Source organism: Rhodococcus sp. DMU1 (assembly GCF_012272955.1).
Classification (GTDB): Bacteria; Actinomycetota; Actinomycetes; order Mycobacteriales; family Mycobacteriaceae; genus Rhodococcus; species Rhodococcus aetherivorans.
Genome location: NZ_CP050952.1, coordinates 202,852 through 221,034 on the forward strand (window position 1 = coordinate 202,852; position 18,183 = coordinate 221,034).

Genomic DNA, 18,183 nt, shown 5'->3' on the forward strand with positions numbered 1-18,183 from the left:
GCGGGCTCACGACGGCGGCGTCAGCAGTTCCGGCGGAATCTGCTGGTCCTGGGCCAACGCGTCGAAGAACGGCACGGCCCGCGACCGATCCCACAGCAGCACATTGCCGATCCCGGAGACGTCCTCGAAGCCGCCGACCGGGACGGTGGCGGTCACCGTCTCGCCGCGCATCGCCCACCCGAGCCGGGCCAGGTGCCACATGTGGTCGCTCTCGTCGACCCGCAACGAGCCGGCGACCCCGGAGGCCAGCGACCACATCCGCACCGGGTTCAGCAGCGTGCTCAGGCCGGTGGCCTTGCTGAGCAGGGCGGACATGAACAGCCGCTGATTGTTCATCCGGTCGAGGTCGGCCAGCGCCGTCGCGCGGGTGCGCACGAAGCCGAGCGCCTGCGGACCGGTGAGTTCCTGGCAGCCGGCCGGCAGGGAGATCCCCGCCAGCGGATCGTCGATGGCCTGCGGCAGGCAGACGTCCACACCCCCGAGGTCGTCGACGATCGAGGCGAAGCCGCCGAACCCGATCTCGGCGTAGTGGTCGATGTGCACGCCGGTGGCGCCCTCGACGGTCTGCACCAGCAGCGCCGGACCACCCAGCGCGAACGACGCGTTCAGCTTGTCCTGGCCGTGGCCCGGGATCGGGACGTACGAGTCGCGGGGGAGGGACACCATCGTGGTGGCCCCGCCGCCGCTGGGCACGTGGATCAGCATGACGGTGTCGGTGCGGTCCGGGCCGGTCTCCCCGCCCGTCGCGAGTTCCTGCTCCTGCTCGGTGCTGAGGCCGGTGCGGCTGTCGGACCCCACAAGCAGCCAGTTGGTGCCCGGGGTGTCGCCGACGCGGTCGTCGTAGTCGGCGAGCGCGTCGACGCGGGTGAGCTTGCCGTCGAGGTACACGGCACCGGCGCCGACGAGGGCGATCAGCACCAGCACGACGATCGCGGCGCGGCGCAGCAGGCGACGGGCGCCGACGGGGCGACGGCGCGGGGCCGGTTCGGGCGCGGGCGGGGTGGGCCGACGTCGCGGCGGCGGGGCCGGCGGTGGAGGCGCCGCGCCGCGGCGCGGCTCGTCGTACGGTTCGGGGGTCTGTCTGGGCGCCCAGTCGCGCTGCTGCCTCGGCGGTTGCTGCCTCGGGGGTTCGTGTGGCGGCGGGGCCGGCCGCGGCTGCCGCGGCGGGGGTGCCGGCGGCCGGTACTGCGGTGTGGGCGCCTGCGACCAGGCCTGCTGCGGGGCGGGGGGACGTCCGTCGCGACGGATGATCTGCGGTCCCTCCGGCGACGGCGACGACGGCGGCGCCGGCCGGCCCATCGGTGCCGGGCGGCGCGGCGGCGGCATCTGCGGAGGCTGATGCGGCGGCCGGGGCCGAGGGTCGGGATGGTCGCCGTTCACGACCTCCCAATGTACGCAGCCCGGGCTAGGGCAGCCAGGACACGTGCCCGCGCAGCGCCTGGTAGCCGACGAATGCGACGCTGTCGATCAGCGCATGCGCCACCACCAGCGGCCACAGTTGCGACGTGCGCTGCCAGTACCGGCCGAACACCAGACCCATGACGACGTTGCCGAGCCCGCCGCCGAGGCCCTGGTAGAGGTGGTAGCTGCCGCGTAGCAGCGACGAGGCGAGCAGCGAGGAGTTCTCCGACCAGCCGAGCTGCCGCAGTCGGGTGATCAGGTACGCAACGACGAGTACCTCCTCGGCGGCGGAGTTCGCGATCGCCCACAGCACCAGCGCCGGCAGCCGCCACCAATAGTCCTCGAGAGTGCTGGGCGCGACGGTGAGGTTGATGCCCGCCGCCCGTGCCACCAGGTACAGGCCGAGCCCGGGGATTCCTATGAGCGCGGCCAGCCCCACGCCGGGGAGCAGGCCGCGGCGCAGCTGGTCCCGGGCGAAGCCGATCGCCTTCGGGCCGATGCCGCTGCGCCACAGCAGGTACACCCCGAGCGCAGCCCATGCCAGCAACCGGACGATGCCGAGCACCTGCCGGGCCAGGTCGATGAACTGCTGCGACGAGCGGGGGACGTTCAGCGCGACGGTCTGGTCGGACAGCGGCTCCGGTGCGAGTGCGGATTCGAGCAGCGACAGCATCGACGACAGCCCGCTCAGGCCGAAGGTGACGAGCAGGACGATGGTGACCTCGACCCACAGGGCGCGGCGGGCCGTCGGGTCGAGGGGCTCGGCGGGTGGCCGGGGCGGTGGCGTCAGCCAGGTACGGATCGTCACGGTCGCGATTGTGCCGCGTCGCGGCGGGCCTCTCACATCCTGATCTTGATCGCGTCCCGACGGGAGTTGACGCCCAGCTTGCGGTAGATCGAGCGCTGGTGGGTTCGCACGGTGTTCACGGACACGAACAGCGCGGCGGCGATCTCCTCCGCTGTCATCGGGGTGCGGAGGTAGGCGAGTATCTCCCGCTCCCGGGCGGACAGCCGAGCGGCGGGGACCCCAGCAGCCGCGAGCGTCTCGTCGGCCCGGACGAGGCGTGCGGTGACGAAGTCGCCGTGGGCGGTTCCCCAGGTCGCATGTTCGGTGAGGAGCCGGTGCAGTGTCGGATCCCGGCCGTCGAACGGTCGCCGGATGTTCTCGGGTGCCGCCACGTCCAGGCTCTTCTCGAGGAGGCGATGGGCTCCGGCGAAGTCGCCCCGTTCCCGCTGCACGAGTGCCGCGGTGACGAGGCGGCTCGCCTCGACGAATGCGCGCGGCTGCACGCCGGGGAGGTTGCGCAACACCTCTACAGCGCGGTTCGGTTGGCGGCCCCGGCGGTACAGCTCCGCCGTCAATGCCGTGACGATGGGAACGTTCGTGGTGTGCCGCAGCGGATCGGCCAGATCGAGCGCACGGGCCGACCCGACCGACCTCTCCGCGAGCAGGGCGTGCGCCAGGCGCGTGTAGATCGGCCAGGGGACCCCGTGCTCCTCGCTCGCGGGTACACCGTCGAGAAGTTCTCGCGCACGGGCGATCTCACGGATGTCTCCGAGTGCGGCGGTCGTCAGCGCGAAGAACACGCGGGCCAGCGACGAATAGGACGTGTCCCCACCGCCGCTCTCGGCCGCGTCGGCGAAGTACTTCAGCGCGTCGGGCAGGGCGTCCCGCCAGTAGGCGATGAAGCCGCGTCCGACGAGGTCGATACCCCCGTCGTAGGTGCGCCATTCGTCGTCCTGTTCGTTCGCCTCGCGTTCGGCCGTTGCGACGGCCTCAGTGAAGTGCCCGCCGTACGCGAGGGCGAATTCGAGGTTCGCGGCGGCGCGTCCGGCGAGTACCGTACGCCCGGCCGCGCGGGCCTCCCGGTGCGCGGACCGCAGCAACTGTACGGCTCGCACCGGACGGCGACGGAGCCGCAGTTCCGTCCACCCCAGCAGGAACAACTCGTACGCGTGCGAGCCGCTCGTGTCCGCTTCGGCGACGGACGCGGCGACCCGGTCCACGGCGTTGCCCAGGTCCGTCTGGTCGTGGGCGAGAAACAGTTCCGCAAGTGCGCGCAGGCGGGCGTGTTCGTCGGACCCGTCCGTCCCGGTGCGCGCCGCCGTGGCTCGCTCGTACAACAGGGCGGCACCGGCTCGGTCGCCGACGACGTCGAGGCAGCACGCCCGGATGAGCAGGATGTCCGGGGATTCGCTCCACCGGGGTGGTAGCTCGAGGCACAGCCGTTCGAGGGTCCGCGCGTTCGAGTCGACGACGAGCCGGACCCAGTGTTGCCGGATCGTGCGCACGGCGAGTTCCGGATCGTGCCCGCGCAGTGCGTGGGTGACGGATTCGGCGGGGGAGAGGTCGGCGAGATGGCGTGCCGCAACGCGATGCAGATGATCTGCTCGGCGAGAGTCGCGTCGCCGCAGGATGATCCGACACTGCCGGGCGAACAGCGAGTGCCATCGGTAGACGGTGGCGTTGTCCGCCTCGACGTACCTGTCGAGGAACAGCCCGAGCCCGTAACACTCCTCGAGCAGACTCCCGCTGTCGGTGTGCCCGGCGAGCGCTTCCGCCAGTTCCTGGTCGAGTTGGGTGCACGTCGTGGCGTCCAGCACGAACTCGCGCAGCTGGGGCCGCAGCCGGCCGAGGACCGACTCCGCGACGTAGTCGGTCAGCAAGGGGTCGGTGTCGATCGAATCGTCGGGCACGTCGCCGCGGGCGGCGAGCAGCAGCGCCGAACGCACCGCGACGGGCCAGCCGGAGGTCCGTTCGTGCATCGTCGCGGCGATCCCGGCCGGACAGGATCCCCCGAGCGCTGCTGCAGCCTGCTCGATATCACCGACGGTGAACGCCAGATCGTCGCGAGACAGGACCGTCGCCCGGCCTGCCACCAGATCGCGGTTGAACCATGTGGTCAGGTCGTGGGTTCCGGCCAGGACGAGCCGTAGGTTGCCCGCGGCGCGTTCGGCGAGGGAGGACAGCACCCCGCGGGCCACGTGCGGACCCGCGAGGTGGGCGTCGTCGACGACGAGGACGACCGGTTCGGAGAGGTCCTCGAGCGTCCGGACCAGCCGGTCCGCGCAGGTGACCGGATCCGTCGAATCGCCCACGAACCCGAGAAAGGGCCGCAGCGCGGCCGCATCACCGATCCGAGCGGCTCGTCGCAGGGCCGTGATCATGCCGGCGAGTATCTCGGTGTCGACGTCGTGATACGAGGTGAGGGTCAGCCAGGCCCGGGGACCGCCGCGGTGGCGGAACCACTGCGTCAGTGCCTTCGTCTTGCCGTATCCCGACGGGGCCGTCAGGAGGGTGACACGATGGCGGTCGACCGCGTCGTCGATGCGGGCGTCGAGTCGCGGGCGCGGGACGATTCCGTACGAGGGCTGCGGGGGCGTGACGAGGAACCATGGCGACCGGTTCGACGGCGTCGATACCCCCATCTTCACGCGGCGATCATAGCCGTCACCGGTCGGATCATCCGTCCAGGATGAATCTGCGGCCTCGGAGAAGGGGACGCGGCCGCCGCCGTGTCACTGTCGGCAGCGCTCTGCCTGCCCCTGTCCGAATCGACGAGCCGAAAGGCCAGCGATGCGCTCTCCCGCCACCCGGCGTGATGTCCTTGATCGTCCCGCAACCCCCGACCGACCCGCCTGGGCGATTCCCCGTGGGCTGATCGTGTTGCTCGCCGCGGCGGCCGCCGTCGTCACCGTCGCGGGGGTGTCGGCGTTCTCCGGCGTGGTGGGTCCGGTGTTCCTGGCCCTCATACTCAGCGTCGCCGTGCAGCCGGTCCAGAGCTGGGCGGGGCGGCGCGGCCTGCCCGCATGGGTCGGTCTCCTCGCCTCCCTGGCGGCGGTCTACTCGATCCTCGTCGGCCTCGTCCTCGCCCTCGTGGTGTCCACGGCCCAGCTCGCCTCCCAGCTGCCCGAGTACGACGCCGAGCTCGACGCGCTGCTCGACGGGGTGCGCGATGCGCTGGCCTCTGTCGGCATCGGTGACGAGCAGATCCGGAACACCCTGGGCAGTGTCGACCTCGGCAGGGTCGTCTCGGCCGTGGAGGCGGTGTTGCAGGGTGCGGTCGGGGTCTTCTCGAACCTGCTGTTCGTCCTGGCCCTGCTGCTGTTCATGGCCGTGGACGGGACGACCATCGGGGCCCGGATGCAGCTCGTGGCCCGGACCAAACCCGAGATCGCCTACGCCCTCGGATCGTTCGCCCACGGAACCCGCAAGTACCTCGTGGTCTCCACCGTCTTCGGTCTCGTCGTCGCCGTGCTGGACGGTGCCGCGCTGTGGCTCCTCGGGATCCCCCTGCCGGTGCTGTGGGCCCTGCTGTCGTTCATCACCAACTACATTCCCAACGTCGGCTTCGTTCTCGGTCTCGTTCCGCCGGCCCTGCTCGGCCTGCTGCAGGGCGGGGTGGGACTGATGGTGTGGGTGGTCGTCGTCTACTCGGTCCTCAACGTCGTCATCCAGTCGGTGATCCAACCGAAGTTCGTCGGCGACGCGGTCGGGCTGAGCGCCACCACGACGTTCCTGTCGCTGATCTTCTGGGCCTGGGTACTCGGCCCGCTCGGGGCCGTCCTGGCGGTGCCGCTGTCGCTGCTGGTGAAGGCGCTGCTGCTGGACGTCGACCCTGCGACCCGATGGGTCGATGCGTTGATCGGCGGAGGACCGACGCCGTCGCCGGGCCCCCACGGGAAGATCGACGGGAGCGGGGCGGTGCCGGGCCGATCGGACGTCTGCGCCTCGTGAGCCCGGCTCCGCTCACCCGCCGAGGAACCGCCCGATCCGGCCCTCACCGGTCCGGAGCGTCTGGACGAGGACCGGCGCTGCCACGACGATCACCGATACGACGAACAACCAGCCGATGGTGGTGAAGACAAGTCCCAGCGCTCCGAACTGGGCCTCGGCGGTCGCGGTGGCGCGCGGCAGGACGACGTATCCGCCCAGTCGGACCGCGGTCAGCCCGACTGCGGTGCACGCCCCGCTCGCCCACAGGACGCGACTCGGCACCGCCCCGACTGTGAGCAGAGCGGGGCACGCCGTCCACACGAACAACCACACGACGGACTCGGTGAAGAGCGCGACGGCCACCCCTGCCGGCGCTCCTGCGGACGCGGCGTGGAGCGCGGCGGTCGACACCGCAGACAGGGCGACGAGGAACAGAACGGCGAACCATCGCCAGGACCGGCGCAGGCCGATGGCGGGCACGGCCCAGATCCTGCCGTAGATCCGGGCCAGGGCCCGCGCGAAGGAGGTTCCGCTGATCGCGAGCATCAGCAGCCCCGCGACCCCGAACGCCGCGAACGACGGATCGACCGGGGGGTGTCCGCCGTATCGGACGAGGGCCGCCGGCGCGTAACCGAACTGGGTTTCGAGCGTGCGGGTGACGATGTCCCGGTCGGTGAGGACCGCGCTCGCGATGATCACCGGGAGCACCGAGGTGAACAGCTGCGCCGCCAACGTCATCGACCGATCGACCATCTCGATCTCCACCAGTCCGGTGAACGCCCGCACGAGCGCGCGACCGGACGCGAGGGTCTCCAGCCGGTCGCGCACCGAGCCGGCGCGCATCGTCGACGCCGTTCGGGCCGGCGACTCGCCGGCACCGGTCAGGCGCAGGTCAGCCCCCGGCCCGCGTCGTCCCGGGCCTTGTCGATCGCGACGATCTCCTCCTGCAGGGAGGCCGCGGCGTCCGGCACCGCGAGGTTCTCGTCGAGGTCCGCCACCGCGTCGTCGAACGACTTCCAGGCCTGGTCGATCGCGTCCACCCGGTCCTGGCCCACGGCGGACAGCGAGTCGGTGACGTCTTCGTAGCCGGCCGCCAACCGTTCCCGCACCTCCCGGATCTCGCCCACCGTGGCCGTCGACGACAGCGAGGTACGGGCCTCGTCCACCGCCGACCGGAAGTCGGCGACGGCGTCGCATGCGGCGGCCTTGTTCTCCTCCGCGGTCGGCGACGACGAGCACGCCGTGCCGAGAACGCCTGTGACACCGATGGCGACGACGGCGGTGGAGATCCTGAGGAAACTGCGGGTCCGGTGCATGCGGTGATACTCCTCGTCGGTTCGTGTCCTGGGGGACGCCCGGGCTGGCGGGCCGATGCAGTCAAGCAGGACGCACGCGGCGGCGCACCGATCGTGGTCCGGAATCGTCCACGGCTGATGAGGGCCCGGTTGCCGGCGGTCCTCCCCGTCGCCGCCGTGCCGACGACCGGGTACGGGACGGTCCGCCGGCCGGGGAGGCGGCCGGTGCTGCACGCCTCGTCCGGCCACCCGTCCGGCCACTCGTCCGCCGAGGAGTAGATCCGTGGCGGGAGGGGCCGAGCCGGCACCGTCGGTGCGACGATCGTCGTCGGCGGACCTGTGCGTACCGCCGCATTCCGGCGCGGGCTGCCGCCCGCGCGAATCCGTCACCTTCGGGAGCTGTCACCGTGGACTTCTGGGACTCGCTGTGGAACATCGTGCTGGTGTTCTTCTGGGCGTTCGTGTTCGTCGCCTCGCTCGTCGCGATGTTTTCCGTCGCGATGGATCTGTTCCGTGACAAAGAACTCAGCGGGTGGTGGAAGGCGTTGTGGCTCGTGTTCCTCGTGTTCCTGCCGCTGCTCACGGCGCTCGTCTATCTCGTCGCCCGGGGCAAGGGGATGTCCGAGCGGTCGGCGCGCGAGTACTCGGAAACCCGTCGCGCGACCGAGGAGTACATCCGGTCCGTCGCGTCCAGCGGCCCGGCCGAGGAGATCGGGCGGGCGAAGGCGCTGCTCGATGCGGGGACGATTTCCCGGGCCGAGTTCGAGTCTCTCAAGGAGCGCGCCCTGGCGGGTCGAGCGGCCTGAGTCGGCCGTCCTCCCGGTCGGGGCGTGAAGCGGTCCGGCGTCGCGTGCGGCCCACTCGTCCGGGTGGGCCGCACGCGACGTGCCTGTCCGGGGTTCCTCCGGTCGGCCGCGGCCGGACACCCCGCAGCCGCATGAGTGCCGAAAGACGTTCGCCCCGATAATCATTCGAATTCGGACTCAGCGTCTATGCTGTCGCCATGTTGCTCATCGGAATCCTCGTGTTCGGGATGGTCGTCGGCGCCGCGGCCCAGTTGCTGCTCGGCAGGTCGGCGGGACGGATCGATTGGACCCTCGCCTTCGCTGCGGGGCTCGCCGGGTCGTTCGTAGGCGGGCTGCTCGTCAGCCTTCTGGCCGGCGACGGACTGTCGCTGCGGCCGAGCGGGATCATCGGCTCGCTCGTGGGGGCGCTGCTCGTCACCGGTGCGGTGGGCTGGTGGCGGGCGCGTTCCGCCACGCCGAAGCCCTGACCCCCGGAGGGCGGGCGCGGAGCGGTGTGCCGGCGTCGAACGGGTCCTCGTCGGTCGTTCGCCGGGGATGACATTTCCGTCCCTGCCTGGCGGGTCGTCGGTGGGCGGATCACGATGACCTCCGGTCGGCCGCGTCACGATGCGCGGCCGGACCGCCGCGACGACCTACCGAAAGGACCGCCCATGCGGTTGGACGATATGGAGGAACTGGCCCGGGACGCGTACCTGTACGCGTATCCGCTGGTGCTCATGGACATCACCATGCGACAGGCCGTCAACGTGCCGGACGAGGTCACCGAGCCCATGCGGGCGCCGGTCAACCGGTTCGCCCACGTGCGGACGTATCCGGGGGCGGAGGACCGTGACGTGGTCCGCTTCAACTTCGACACCCTGTACTCGTTCGCCTGGGTCGATCTGACTGCGGAGCCGGTCGTCTTCGAAACCCCGGCTACCGGCGGTCGCTACTTCCTCACGCCGATCTACGACATGTGGACCGATGTGTTCGCGGTCCCGGGGTCGCGCACGACGGGGAACGAGGCGGCAGCATTCCTGCTCACCGCGCCCGGATGGGACGGGGAGATTCCCGAGGGACTGCGCCGGCTCGCGGCCCCCACCCCCACGGTGTGGATCATCGCCCGCGTCCAGACCGATGGTCCGGGCGACTTCGCCGCCGTGCATGCAGTTCAGGACGGGTTCGCGTTGACACCGCTCGGCCGCTGGAACTCCGGGTCGTCGTCCGCCCCCGCCCCCGCCCCGGTCGATCCGTCGGTCGACGGCCGGACACCGCCCTTCTTCCAGGCCGACGCGTTGAGCGGCGAAGAGATGCTGGTCCGGCTGAGCCGACTGCTGGCCGTCGTCCCGCCGCATCCGAACGATTATCCGATCCTCCACCGGTTGGAGCGTTTCGGAATCGGAGCGGGGAAGGTCTTCGATCCAGCCGTGCTGGACCGGCCGACGAGAGAGGCGATCGACCGGGGCGCCGCCGCGGCCAAAGCGGCCGTTCTGCGCGGGGTGTCACATTTCGCACCCGAGGTGAGCGGCTGGATGAGCCAGCTGGAGAACATCGGGACGTACGGAACGTCGTATCTGAAGCGAGCGGTCGTGGCCGCCGCGGGACTCGGTGCGAACCTGCCCGAGGATGCCGTCTACCCCGGGACCGAGAAGGACTCGGACGGTGAGCTGCTGACCGGCGATCGGCGCTACGTCCTTCGTTTCGACGCCGACTCGCTGCCGCCGGCCCGGGCCTTCTGGTCCCTCACGCTGTACGACCTGGACGGGTTCCAGGTGCCGAATGCTCTCGATCGATTCGCGATCGGTGATCGCGACGAGCTCGTGTACGGCGAGGACGGCTCACTGGAGCTGTACATCCAGGCGGACGACCCGGGCGGCGAAGCGACGAGGAACTGGCTTCCGGCCCCGCGCGGTGAGCGCTTCAGGTTGATGTTGCGGGTGTATTCGCCGGCACCCGCCGTGACGAGCGGCGGGTGGGCGGCTCCGCCGGTGCGGCGAAGATAGGGCCGGTGCGTCGTTCGTGCCGTCAGGCATGTCCCGAGGGACGCAGCGGCGCCGCAGGTACCAGGCCTCACCAGAAGTCCAGTGCCTCCGCCAACGCGGTGGACTGCGCGTGGGTGGGCCGCTGCGCGCCGTCGACGGCGTAGACGGTGGTGCCCACGGTCGCGACGACGAGACCGTGCCGGGCGACGCCCATCGGTGGCAGCTCGGACCAGGTGCCGGTGGTCAGGTCGAACGCCTCGACGTCGGCGAGGACGCGGGTGGGTTCCTCGCCGCCGACGGCGACGATGCGGCCGTCGAGGTGGGTGACACCGAGCCCGCCGCGGGGGGTGGGCATGTCGGGAAGCTGCGTCCAGGTGTCGGTGGCGGGGTCGTAGCGCTCGACGGTGGCGACGTTCTTGTCGGCGGCCAGGTCCCGGCCACCGACGGCGTAGGCGTAGGTGCCGTCGGTGGTGGCGGCGAGGTGCTCGCGCGGGGTCGGCAGGTCGGCGACCGTGCTCCAGCCGCTGCCGTCGAAGACGTCGGTCGTGGCGAGGAGGGTGTCGTCGGCCTGACCGCCGAACACGTAGATCCTGTCCCCGATGGTGACGGCGGCAGCGGCGGCACGCGCCTGCGGCATGGCCGGTAGTTCGGTCCACTGCCCGTCGCGCAGCGCGAACACCCGATCCGACGGTCGGGCGGTGAGGTCGGCGCCCTCGGGCACCCAGCCGCCGAGCACCACCAGCTCGTCCGCGTACTCGACGGCCATCGCGTGGTTGAGCGGGAGGGGGAGATCGGGTCCGACCTTCCAGGTGTCGATGGCCGGGTCGTAGCCCTCCACCCGGGCGGTGGACCCGTTGTTGTCGAGTCCGCCGAACACCCACACGGTGCCGTCGGCGACGGTGGCGGCGGTCTGCTGGCGGGCGGTGGGGGCGTCGCGCAGCTGCCGCCACGCCGGCCCGGGCTGGACGCGGCGCGGCGGGATCTGCAGCGCCTCGGTGACGGAGGTCGACTCGGCGTGGGTGGGTCCGGTGGCGCCGTCGATGGCGTAGACGGTGTCGCCGACCGCGCCGAGGACCAGCCCGTGCCGCGGGGTCCGCAGGTCCGGCAGCTCGGACCACGTGCCGGTGGTCAGGTCGAACGCCTCGACGTCGGCGAGGACGCGGGTGGGTTCCTCGCCGCCGGCGGCGACGATGCGGCCGTCGATGTAGGTGGCGCCGAGCCCGCCGCGCGGGGTGGGCATGTCGGGCAGGGCGGTCCACGCGCCGGTGGTGGGGTCGAAGCGCTCGACGGTGGCGACGTTCTTGTCGGCGGACAGGTCCCGGCCGCCGATCGCGTAGGCGTAGGTGCCGTCGGTCGCGGCCGAGAGGTGCTCGCGCGGGGTCGGCAGGTCGGCGACCGTGGTCCAGGCGGTGCCGTCGAACACGTCGGTGGGGCGGATCAGGGTGTCGTCGGCCTGGCCGCCGAACACGTAGATCCTGTCCCCGATGGTGACGGCGGCGCCGGCGGCACGGGCCCGGGGCATCGGTGGCATCTCCACCCATTCACCGTTGCGGACGGCGAAGACCCGGTTCGATGCGGTGGCGGTGAGGTCGGGGCCGTCCGGGATCCAGCCGCCGAGGACGACGGGCACGCCGTCCCACGTGACGGCCGTCGCGTGGTTGAGCGGGATCGGCAGGTCGGGTCCGGCCTTCCAGGTGTCGATGGCCGGGTCGTAGCCCTCGTGGGCGGGGGAGGAGCCGGAGTCGTCCAGGCCGCCGAACACCCACACGGTGCCGTCGGCGACGGTGGCGGCGGTCTGCTGGCGGGCGGTGGGCGCGTCGCGCAGCGGGCGCCACGCGGCGGTCGGGGCGACCTCGGTGGTCTCGCCGGCCGCGGCGGTCCCGGCGTCGCCGGCCTGCCGCGTCGCCACGTAGACCGCCGTGGCCGCGACGGCGAGCAGCGCGACGGCGAGCACGGCGAGCAGCACCGGCAGCCGCACGGTTCGTCGCGCGGGGGGTTCGCTCGGGCGGGGTGGGCCGGGCGGCGGTGGCGGTGGCGGTGGGGGACCGTTCGGTCCCGGCGGTGCGGGTTTGACGGGTGCCGCGGTGGCCGTGACGGGTGTGGCCGTGACGGGTTTCGCGAGGGGGTGCCGCCCCGTCGGCTGGTCGTGGAACCGCAGCTCGCCGGGCAGGGCCATGTCGTCGACGTGGCGGCCGTGTCGGGCCTGGGTCTGCTGCAGCTCGCGGCCGAAGTCGGCCGCGGTCGCGGGCCGGCGGGCCGGGTCGACGGACATGGCGTGCTCGATGGCAGCGCACACGTCGTCGGGGATGCCGTGGGGGCGCAGGTCCGGGATGGGCTGGCTGGTGATGCGCAGGAACTGCGCGATGATCTCCTCGCCCGTGCGTCGCTCGAACGCGGCGCGGCCGGTGATGAGGGCGAACATGGCCGCGCCGAGGCCGTAGATGTCCGAGGCCGGGGTGGGCGGCTTGCCCTCGAGCACCTCGGGTGCGGTGAAGGCGAGGGATCCGGTGAAGGCGCCGGTGGCGGTTTCGAAGCCGCCGGCGATGCGGGCGATGCCGAAGTCGGTGAGCTGCGGCTCGCCGTACTCGGTGACGAGGATGTTGGCGGGCTTGACGTCGCGGTGCAGGGTGCCGGCGCGGTGGGCGGTCTCGAGGGCGCCGGCGAGCTTGACCCCGACGCGGACGACGTCCCACCACGGCATCGGCCCGTCCCGGCGTACCCGCACCGCCAGCGAGTCGTTGGGGTGGTAGGGCATCACGATGTACGGCCGGCCGGTGGAGGTGACGCCCACCTGGAGGATGTTGACGATGTTCGGGTGGCCGGACAGCCCGCCCATCGCGAACCCCTCGCGCAGGAACCGTTCGCGGTTCTCGGCGTCGAGGTCGGAGGAGAGCACCTTGATCGCGACGGTGCGCCCGAGGGAGCGTTGCCGGCACCGATAGACGACGCCGAAGCCGCCCCGGCCGACGACGAGGGCGTCGTCGAACCCCGCCGCGGCGAGTTCCGCCGCGATCCCCTGCCCCGCGGGGCGGGTGGCTTCCGGATCGAAATCGGCCATGGTTCCCGGCTTTCGGCGTGCGACGCGCTCGGGGGAGTGCTGACTCGAGGATACCGCCGAAGCGCGGGGCCGATCAGGGCCTCGCGCGCAGCCCGTTGGCGAACGGGCAGCCCACGAGGCGGCGCAGGGCGCGGCTCAGGGACTCGACGTCGTCGGCGGGTTCGGGGAACGGAATCCGGACGTCGTGGTCGCCGCGGCCGGACTCGAGTCGCAGGCGCAGGCCGTAACGGTCCAGGCCGAGAGGCCGGATGCGGCCGCGCCGGTCGTTGACGGGGATGTGCCGGGCGATGCGGTGGACGAGGTCGCCGTGGTCCTGCTCGAGGTGCTGCAACCATGCGGACTCGACGGCCGCGAACGGGTCCGGCGCGGCCGCGAGGACGTCGGCGACCTCCACGGACTCGGCGCCGGTGGTGTCGGCGGCGACGACGGACGTGAGGCGTAGGCGCAGCAGTTCGGCGCGGTGCCCGACGTCGAGCAGCGCGGGGTGGGGCAGGGTCGCGGCGATGTCGGCGGCGAGCCGGCGGGGTTCGGCGACGGCGTGGGCGGTGCCGCTGAGCCAGATGAGCGAGCGGACGGGGTTGCGCAGCCGCAGCGGCGAGTGGTCGGTCAGTTCCAGCACGGAGTGCAGGCCCGCGGCGCCGCGCTGCCAGGTCAGCGCGACGGCGGCACAGTCGTCGGGGACGACGACGAGCAGGTCGCCGTCGCTGTGCAGGTGGTGCAGCACCGCGGTGACGGGCGCGGCCCCGTCGGTGGCGAGTACGGCGGAGCCGGTGGCAACTGCGGCGGAGCCGGTGACAACTGCGGCGGAGCCGGTGCGGGCGACGGCGGTGCGGACCGCTACGGCGGTCGTGGGCGCGGAACGGGCGGTGGTGGCCGGCATCGAATCCTCCTCGAATGGTAGGTGAGGCAAACCTAAGTCATGGTGATCGGGGTCGCAACACCCCGGCGACTAGCCTGGAGACGTGCCGATCCCGCTCACCCTCGGAATGCCGCCGTCCCGCGAGGAGCCCCGCGGCCTGCTCACCGCACTGCTCACCCGCCGGCATCCGACCCTCGCCGACGCGCTCGCCGCCCCCACGCTCGACGCGATCGGCGACCCCGTGGTGCCGGTGTCCACGCTGACCGAGGCCCTCGGGGAGACCACCGGGGCGGTGCGGATCGTCGGTGAACTCGACGTCGCCCCCGACGCGGAGCGCCTGGCCGGCCTGCGCCCGGTCCCGGTCCGCTACCAGCTCGACTGCACCGCGGCGGACCTCGACGACGCGCTCGCCGTCGCCGTACCCGCCCCTCTGACCGTCTACGTCGACGCCGGTGACCTGCCCGTGACGGCCCGCGCACTCGTCGGCGCCGGGCACAGCCCCGGCCTGCCCACCGGACGCGACGTGGGGGAGATCGCCGACTTCCTGTCCGTCCTCGCCCACGCCGGCACCGGTTACGCCGCCCGCGCCCGCGACGCCGACGAGGTGCTCGCCCTGCTCGCCGCCACCGTCGCGGCCCTGCGCGGCGACGACGTGCGCGCCGCCCTCGCCGCGCCCGACCCCGGCCGACTGACCGCCCTGATCCCCGAGGCGGCCGCGGCCGTGCGCGAGATCCTGCTCGCCGTCGAGGTCGACGACCCGGCCGGCGTCGCGCGCGACCTCGCAGCCCTCGGCCTGGCGGCGCGATGACCCCGTTGCCGCGATGACCCCGTTGCCGCGATGACAGGGCCCGGACACGTTCGATGCGTACCCTTCTAGGCGTGCCCCGCATCGCCTACTTCGGCCCCACCGGAACCTTCACGGAGATGGCCCTCGCCCGGTTCGAGGACGCCGGCACCTTCGACGGCCCGGTCGAGCGGGTGTCGGCCGCCAGCCCGCCCGCGGCGCTGCAACTCGTGCGCGACGGCGCGGTCGACGGCGCAGTGGTGCCCATCGAGAGCTCGGTGGAGGGCTCGGTGCCCCCCACGATGGACGCCCTCGCGGTCGGCCCGCGCCTGCAGATCGTGGCCGAAACCGAGCTGGACGTCGCCTTCACCGTCGTGGCCCGGCCGGGCATCACGCTCGACGAGGTCCGCACCGTGCACGCCTATCCGGTGGCCGCCGCGCAGGTGCGCCAGTGGATCGTCGACCACATGCCGAAGGCCGACGTGGTGGCCGCCTCGTCCAATGCCGGCGCCGCCGAGGACGTCGCCGCCGGCAAGGCCGACGCCGGCGTGTCCACCGCCCTGGCCGGGCAGCGGCTCGGCCTGCCGGTCCTCGCCGACGGCGTCGCCGACCACGCCGGCGCCCGCACCCGGTTCGTGCTCGCCACCCGGCCCGCCCCCACGCCGGCGCGCACCGGCATCGACCGCACCTCCGTGATCCTGCAGCTGCCGAACGAACCGGGCTCCCTCGTGCGGGCCATGACCGAGTTCGCCACCCGCGGCATCGACCTCACCCGCATCGAGTCCCGCCCTACCCGCCAGGAATACGGGACCTACTTTTTCCACTTGGACTGTGTCGGCCACATCGACGACGCGCTCGTTGCCGAGGCGCTCAAGGCGCTGCACCGCTTCGCGCAGGTGCGGTTCCTCGGCTCCTGGGCGGCGGTGTCCCAGCACGGTGTGGCCCCGGTATCGGACGAAGAGGATGCGCAGTGGCTGCAACGGCTGCGGCGCGGGGAGGAAGAGCGTTGAGCGGCCGATTGATCCTGGTCCGGCACGGGCAGACGGTGGCGAATGTCGCACGTCGCCTGGACACCAAGCTGCCGGGCGCCGAACTGACCGACCTCGGCGTCGCGCAGGCCCGCACCCTCGGACAGGGCTTCGCGCAGCAGCCGCCGACAGCCCTGTTCGCCTCGCAGGCCCTGCGCGCCCGGCAGACCGCCGAGCACGTCGAGCTCGCCGCCCGTGTGACCACCGTCGTCCGCGAAGGCCTGCACGAGGTGCAGGTCGGTGAGCTCGAGGACCGCAGCGACGAGGAATCCCACGCGCTGTTCATGAAGGTGTACGAGTCCTGGCACACCGGCGACCTGCGCGACCGGGTGCCCGGCGGCGAATCCGGCCTCGACGTCCTGGACCGGTACCTGCCGGTGGTCGAGTCGCTGCGTACCGACTACCTCGACGACGGCTCGGGGGACGTCGTCGTGGTCAGCCACGGCGCCGCCATCCGCCTCGTCGCCGCGCACCTCGGCCGGGTGCCGGGCAGCTTCGCGACCAGCAACCACCTCGCCAACACCCAGAGCGTCGAACTGGTCCCGCTGCCCGGCGGCGGCTGGGAGTGCGTGCGCTGGGGCACCTTCCAGGCGCCGTTCCACGACACCGGACGCGCCGGCGCCGACGATCCGATGGGTTAGCCCCCACCTCGTCGTCCGCGCGCCGTGGTGCTTCCTGCGCGCGTCCATCGCTCGCGGGGAGCCCCCGAGTGCGCAGGCGTCCCGGCCGGGGCCGACGCACAGGTATCCTCGAGCCGTCCGAATGTAGCGATCGATAGGTTGGGTACGGCAATGGGAACTTCCACCGACGACACCGTCGCGGACGGTGTCGCTGCGCCGGACTGGCGTCGCCTCGAGCCGATGGAGCTGACTCCCATTCTCTCCGCGGCGCTCGACGCCTTCTACGAGACCGGGTTCCACGGCACCTCGGTACGGGAGATCGCCCGCCGGGTCGGCGTCACCGTTCCCGCGCTGTACTACCACCACGAGAACAAGGAAGGCCTGCTCATCGCGCTGCTCGAGCTCTCGACCAGCGACGTGATGACCCGGGCCTACGCCGCCGACGCCGACGGCGGCGACGATCCGGTGCAGCGGCTCTCCAACGCCATCGAGGCGATCGTGCTGCGCATGACGAACCGTCCCCGCCTCGCCGCCCTCGAGGGCGAGGTGCGCTACCTCAGCCCCGAGAACCGGCAGCGCTACCGCGCGGTGCGCAAGGAGATCGAGAAGCTCGTCTTCGAGATCGTCGAGGACGGGACCCGGCGCGGGGCGTTCGACGTCGAGGATCCGGCCGAGACGACCCGTGCGCTGCTCGGCATGTGCCAGTCCATCCCGCGGTGGTACCACCGCGAGGGCTCCCTGAGCCCGGAGGAGGTGGCGCGCAAGTACGTCGCGATCGCCCTCAAGACGGTCGGCGCCACCCCTCCCCCGAAGCCCTGACGGGCGGGCTCAGCCCCGGCCGAACACCGCCGTCCGCTTCTCCTGGAAGGCGCTCACGCCCTCGTGGAAGTCCGCGGACGCCAGCAGCTCGAGCTGCCCGGCGCGCTCGCGGGTGAACGCGCTGTCGAGCTCGCCGAGGGTCGCGTCGTTGATCGCGTCCTTGGTGGCGTGGAAGGCCTCGACCGGTCCGGCGGCGAGCCGGGTGGCGAGCGCGTCGACGGCGGCGGCGAAGTCGTCGTCGGGGTGCACCTCGGCGATCAGCCCGGCCGCGAGTGCCTCGGTGACGGGCAGCCGTTCGGCGAGCAGCGCCATCTTCAGGGCACGGGCACGGCCGATCGACGCGGCGACGAGTGCGGTCGCGCCGCCGTCGGGCATGAGGCCGATGCGGGTGAAGGCGAGCAGCAGGTAGGCGGACTCGGCCGCGACGGTGAGGTCGCAGCCCAGGGCGAGGGACACGCCGACGCCGGCGGCGGGACCGTTGACGGCGCCGATGACCGGGCGAGGGAAGGCGCGGATCGCGGCGACGGTGCGGTTGGCGGCGTCGATGGTCCCGGCCGACGGCGGAGCGGACAGGTCCTTGCCGGCGAGGTCGGCGCCGGTGCAGAAGGCGCGACCGGTGCCGGTGAGGACCGCGACGCGCACGGCGTCGTCGCCGGCGTGCTTCTCGAAGGCGTCGGCGACGGTCTCGAGGGTGGCGGTGGTGACGGCGTTCATCCGTGCGGGCCGGTTGAGGGTGACGCGCAGGATGCCGTCGTCGACGGTGACGTCGACGCCGACGGGATCGATGGTCATGGGTCCTCCGGGGGTGGGGTTCTCGGGACGGTCAGGGTCTCTC

General features: G+C 72.4%; 16 protein-coding genes. 8 read left to right on the forward strand and 8 right to left on the reverse strand.

Features of this window, described 5'->3' with window-relative positions:
* Window positions 1-6: 6 nt before the first annotated feature.
* The 3 genes from HFP48_RS00955 to HFP48_RS00965 all read right to left on the reverse strand — a co-directional run bounded on the left by HFP48_RS00955 (window position 7) and on the right by HFP48_RS00965 (window position 4,830).
* The gene (locus HFP48_RS00955) at window positions 7-1,251 is read right to left on the reverse strand and encodes an LCP family protein (RefSeq protein ID WP_246872584.1); all 1,245 of its coding nucleotides are present in this window, start codon (window positions 1,249-1,251) and stop codon (window positions 7-9) included.
* A 154-nt stretch (window positions 1,252-1,405) separates the two neighbouring features.
* A complete protein-coding gene (locus HFP48_RS00960) occupies window positions 1,406-2,209 on the reverse strand; it encodes a CPBP family intramembrane glutamic endopeptidase (protein WP_006944640.1) in 804 nt (267 codons plus the stop codon).
* A gap of 32 nt (window positions 2,210-2,241) precedes the next feature.
* Window positions 2,242-4,830 (reverse strand): LuxR C-terminal-related transcriptional regulator, encoded by a 2,589-nt coding sequence (locus HFP48_RS00965; protein WP_246872585.1) that lies wholly within the window; start codon window positions 4,828-4,830, stop codon window positions 2,242-2,244.
* Between the two features lie 148 nt (window positions 4,831-4,978).
* Here HFP48_RS00965 and HFP48_RS00970 point away from each other — a divergent pair, with 148 nt between their 5' ends.
* Window positions 4,979-6,139: an AI-2E family transporter gene (locus tag HFP48_RS00970; protein WP_168578877.1), complete on the forward strand. Its 1,161-nt coding sequence runs from the start codon at window positions 4,979-4,981 to the stop codon at window positions 6,137-6,139.
* 12 nt (window positions 6,140-6,151) lie between these two features.
* On the opposite strand, the gene HFP48_RS00975 is transcribed toward HFP48_RS00970, so the two are convergent.
* Window positions 6,152-6,961, reverse strand: coding sequence for a hypothetical protein (locus HFP48_RS00975; protein ID WP_168578878.1), 810 nt, complete (start codon window positions 6,959-6,961; stop codon window positions 6,152-6,154).
* 38 nt (window positions 6,962-6,999) lie between these two features.
* Window positions 7,000-7,434 carry a hypothetical protein gene (locus HFP48_RS00980; protein WP_050034340.1) on the reverse strand — a complete coding sequence of 145 codons (435 nt, stop codon included), beginning with the start codon at window positions 7,432-7,434 and terminating at the stop codon, window positions 7,000-7,002.
* A 386-nt stretch (window positions 7,435-7,820) separates the two neighbouring features.
* On the opposite strand from HFP48_RS00980, the gene HFP48_RS00985 reads away from it, so the two are divergent.
* From HFP48_RS00985 to HFP48_RS00995, 3 genes are all read left to right on the forward strand, one after another.
* A complete protein-coding gene (locus HFP48_RS00985) occupies window positions 7,821-8,219 on the forward strand; it encodes an SHOCT domain-containing protein (RefSeq protein WP_050034341.1) in 399 nt (132 codons plus the stop codon).
* Between the two features lie 197 nt (window positions 8,220-8,416).
* The gene (locus tag HFP48_RS00990) at window positions 8,417-8,686 is read left to right on the forward strand and encodes a hypothetical protein (RefSeq protein ID WP_006944638.1); all 270 of its coding nucleotides are present in this window, start codon (window positions 8,417-8,419) and stop codon (window positions 8,684-8,686) included.
* Window positions 8,687-8,869: 183 nt separating this feature from the next.
* Entirely contained in the window at window positions 8,870-10,201 is a 1,332-nt protein-coding gene (locus tag HFP48_RS00995) for a DUF1254 domain-containing protein (protein WP_050034342.1), read from the forward strand.
* A 67-nt stretch (window positions 10,202-10,268) separates the two neighbouring features.
* Here HFP48_RS00995 and HFP48_RS01000 read toward each other — a convergent pair whose 3' ends face one another.
* Both HFP48_RS01000 and HFP48_RS01005 read right to left on the reverse strand, forming a co-directional pair.
* A complete protein-coding gene (locus HFP48_RS01000) occupies window positions 10,269-13,238 on the reverse strand; it encodes a serine/threonine-protein kinase (RefSeq protein WP_050034343.1) in 2,970 nt (989 codons plus the stop codon).
* Between the two features lie 73 nt (window positions 13,239-13,311).
* The gene (locus HFP48_RS01005) at window positions 13,312-14,118 is read right to left on the reverse strand and encodes a DUF2470 domain-containing protein (protein WP_168578879.1); all 807 of its coding nucleotides are present in this window, start codon (window positions 14,116-14,118) and stop codon (window positions 13,312-13,314) included.
* Between the two features lie 82 nt (window positions 14,119-14,200).
* Here HFP48_RS01005 and HFP48_RS01010 point away from each other — a divergent pair, with 82 nt between their 5' ends.
* The 4 genes from HFP48_RS01010 (at window position 14,201) to HFP48_RS01025 (ending at window position 17,348) form a co-directional block, all read left to right on the forward strand.
* A complete protein-coding gene (locus HFP48_RS01010) occupies window positions 14,201-14,905 on the forward strand; it encodes a hypothetical protein (RefSeq protein ID WP_210432794.1) in 705 nt (234 codons plus the stop codon).
* A 71-nt stretch (window positions 14,906-14,976) separates the two neighbouring features.
* Window positions 14,977-15,891, forward strand: coding sequence for a prephenate dehydratase (gene pheA / locus HFP48_RS01015; RefSeq protein WP_065923216.1), 915 nt, complete (start codon window positions 14,977-14,979; stop codon window positions 15,889-15,891).
* Window positions 15,888-16,550: a histidine phosphatase family protein gene (locus HFP48_RS01020; RefSeq protein WP_006944632.1), complete on the forward strand. Its 663-nt coding sequence runs from the start codon at window positions 15,888-15,890 to the stop codon at window positions 16,548-16,550. The genes pheA and HFP48_RS01020 overlap by 4 nt, the downstream gene beginning before the upstream one ends.
* A gap of 150 nt (window positions 16,551-16,700) precedes the next feature.
* The gene (locus tag HFP48_RS01025) at window positions 16,701-17,348 is read left to right on the forward strand and encodes a TetR/AcrR family transcriptional regulator (protein WP_006944631.1); all 648 of its coding nucleotides are present in this window, start codon (window positions 16,701-16,703) and stop codon (window positions 17,346-17,348) included.
* Between the two features lie 9 nt (window positions 17,349-17,357).
* Here HFP48_RS01025 and HFP48_RS01030 read toward each other — a convergent pair whose 3' ends face one another.
* Window positions 17,358-18,140 carry an enoyl-CoA hydratase gene (locus HFP48_RS01030; protein WP_072633914.1) on the reverse strand — a complete coding sequence of 261 codons (783 nt, stop codon included), beginning with the start codon at window positions 18,138-18,140 and terminating at the stop codon, window positions 17,358-17,360.
* Window positions 18,141-18,183 lie beyond the last annotated feature (43 nt).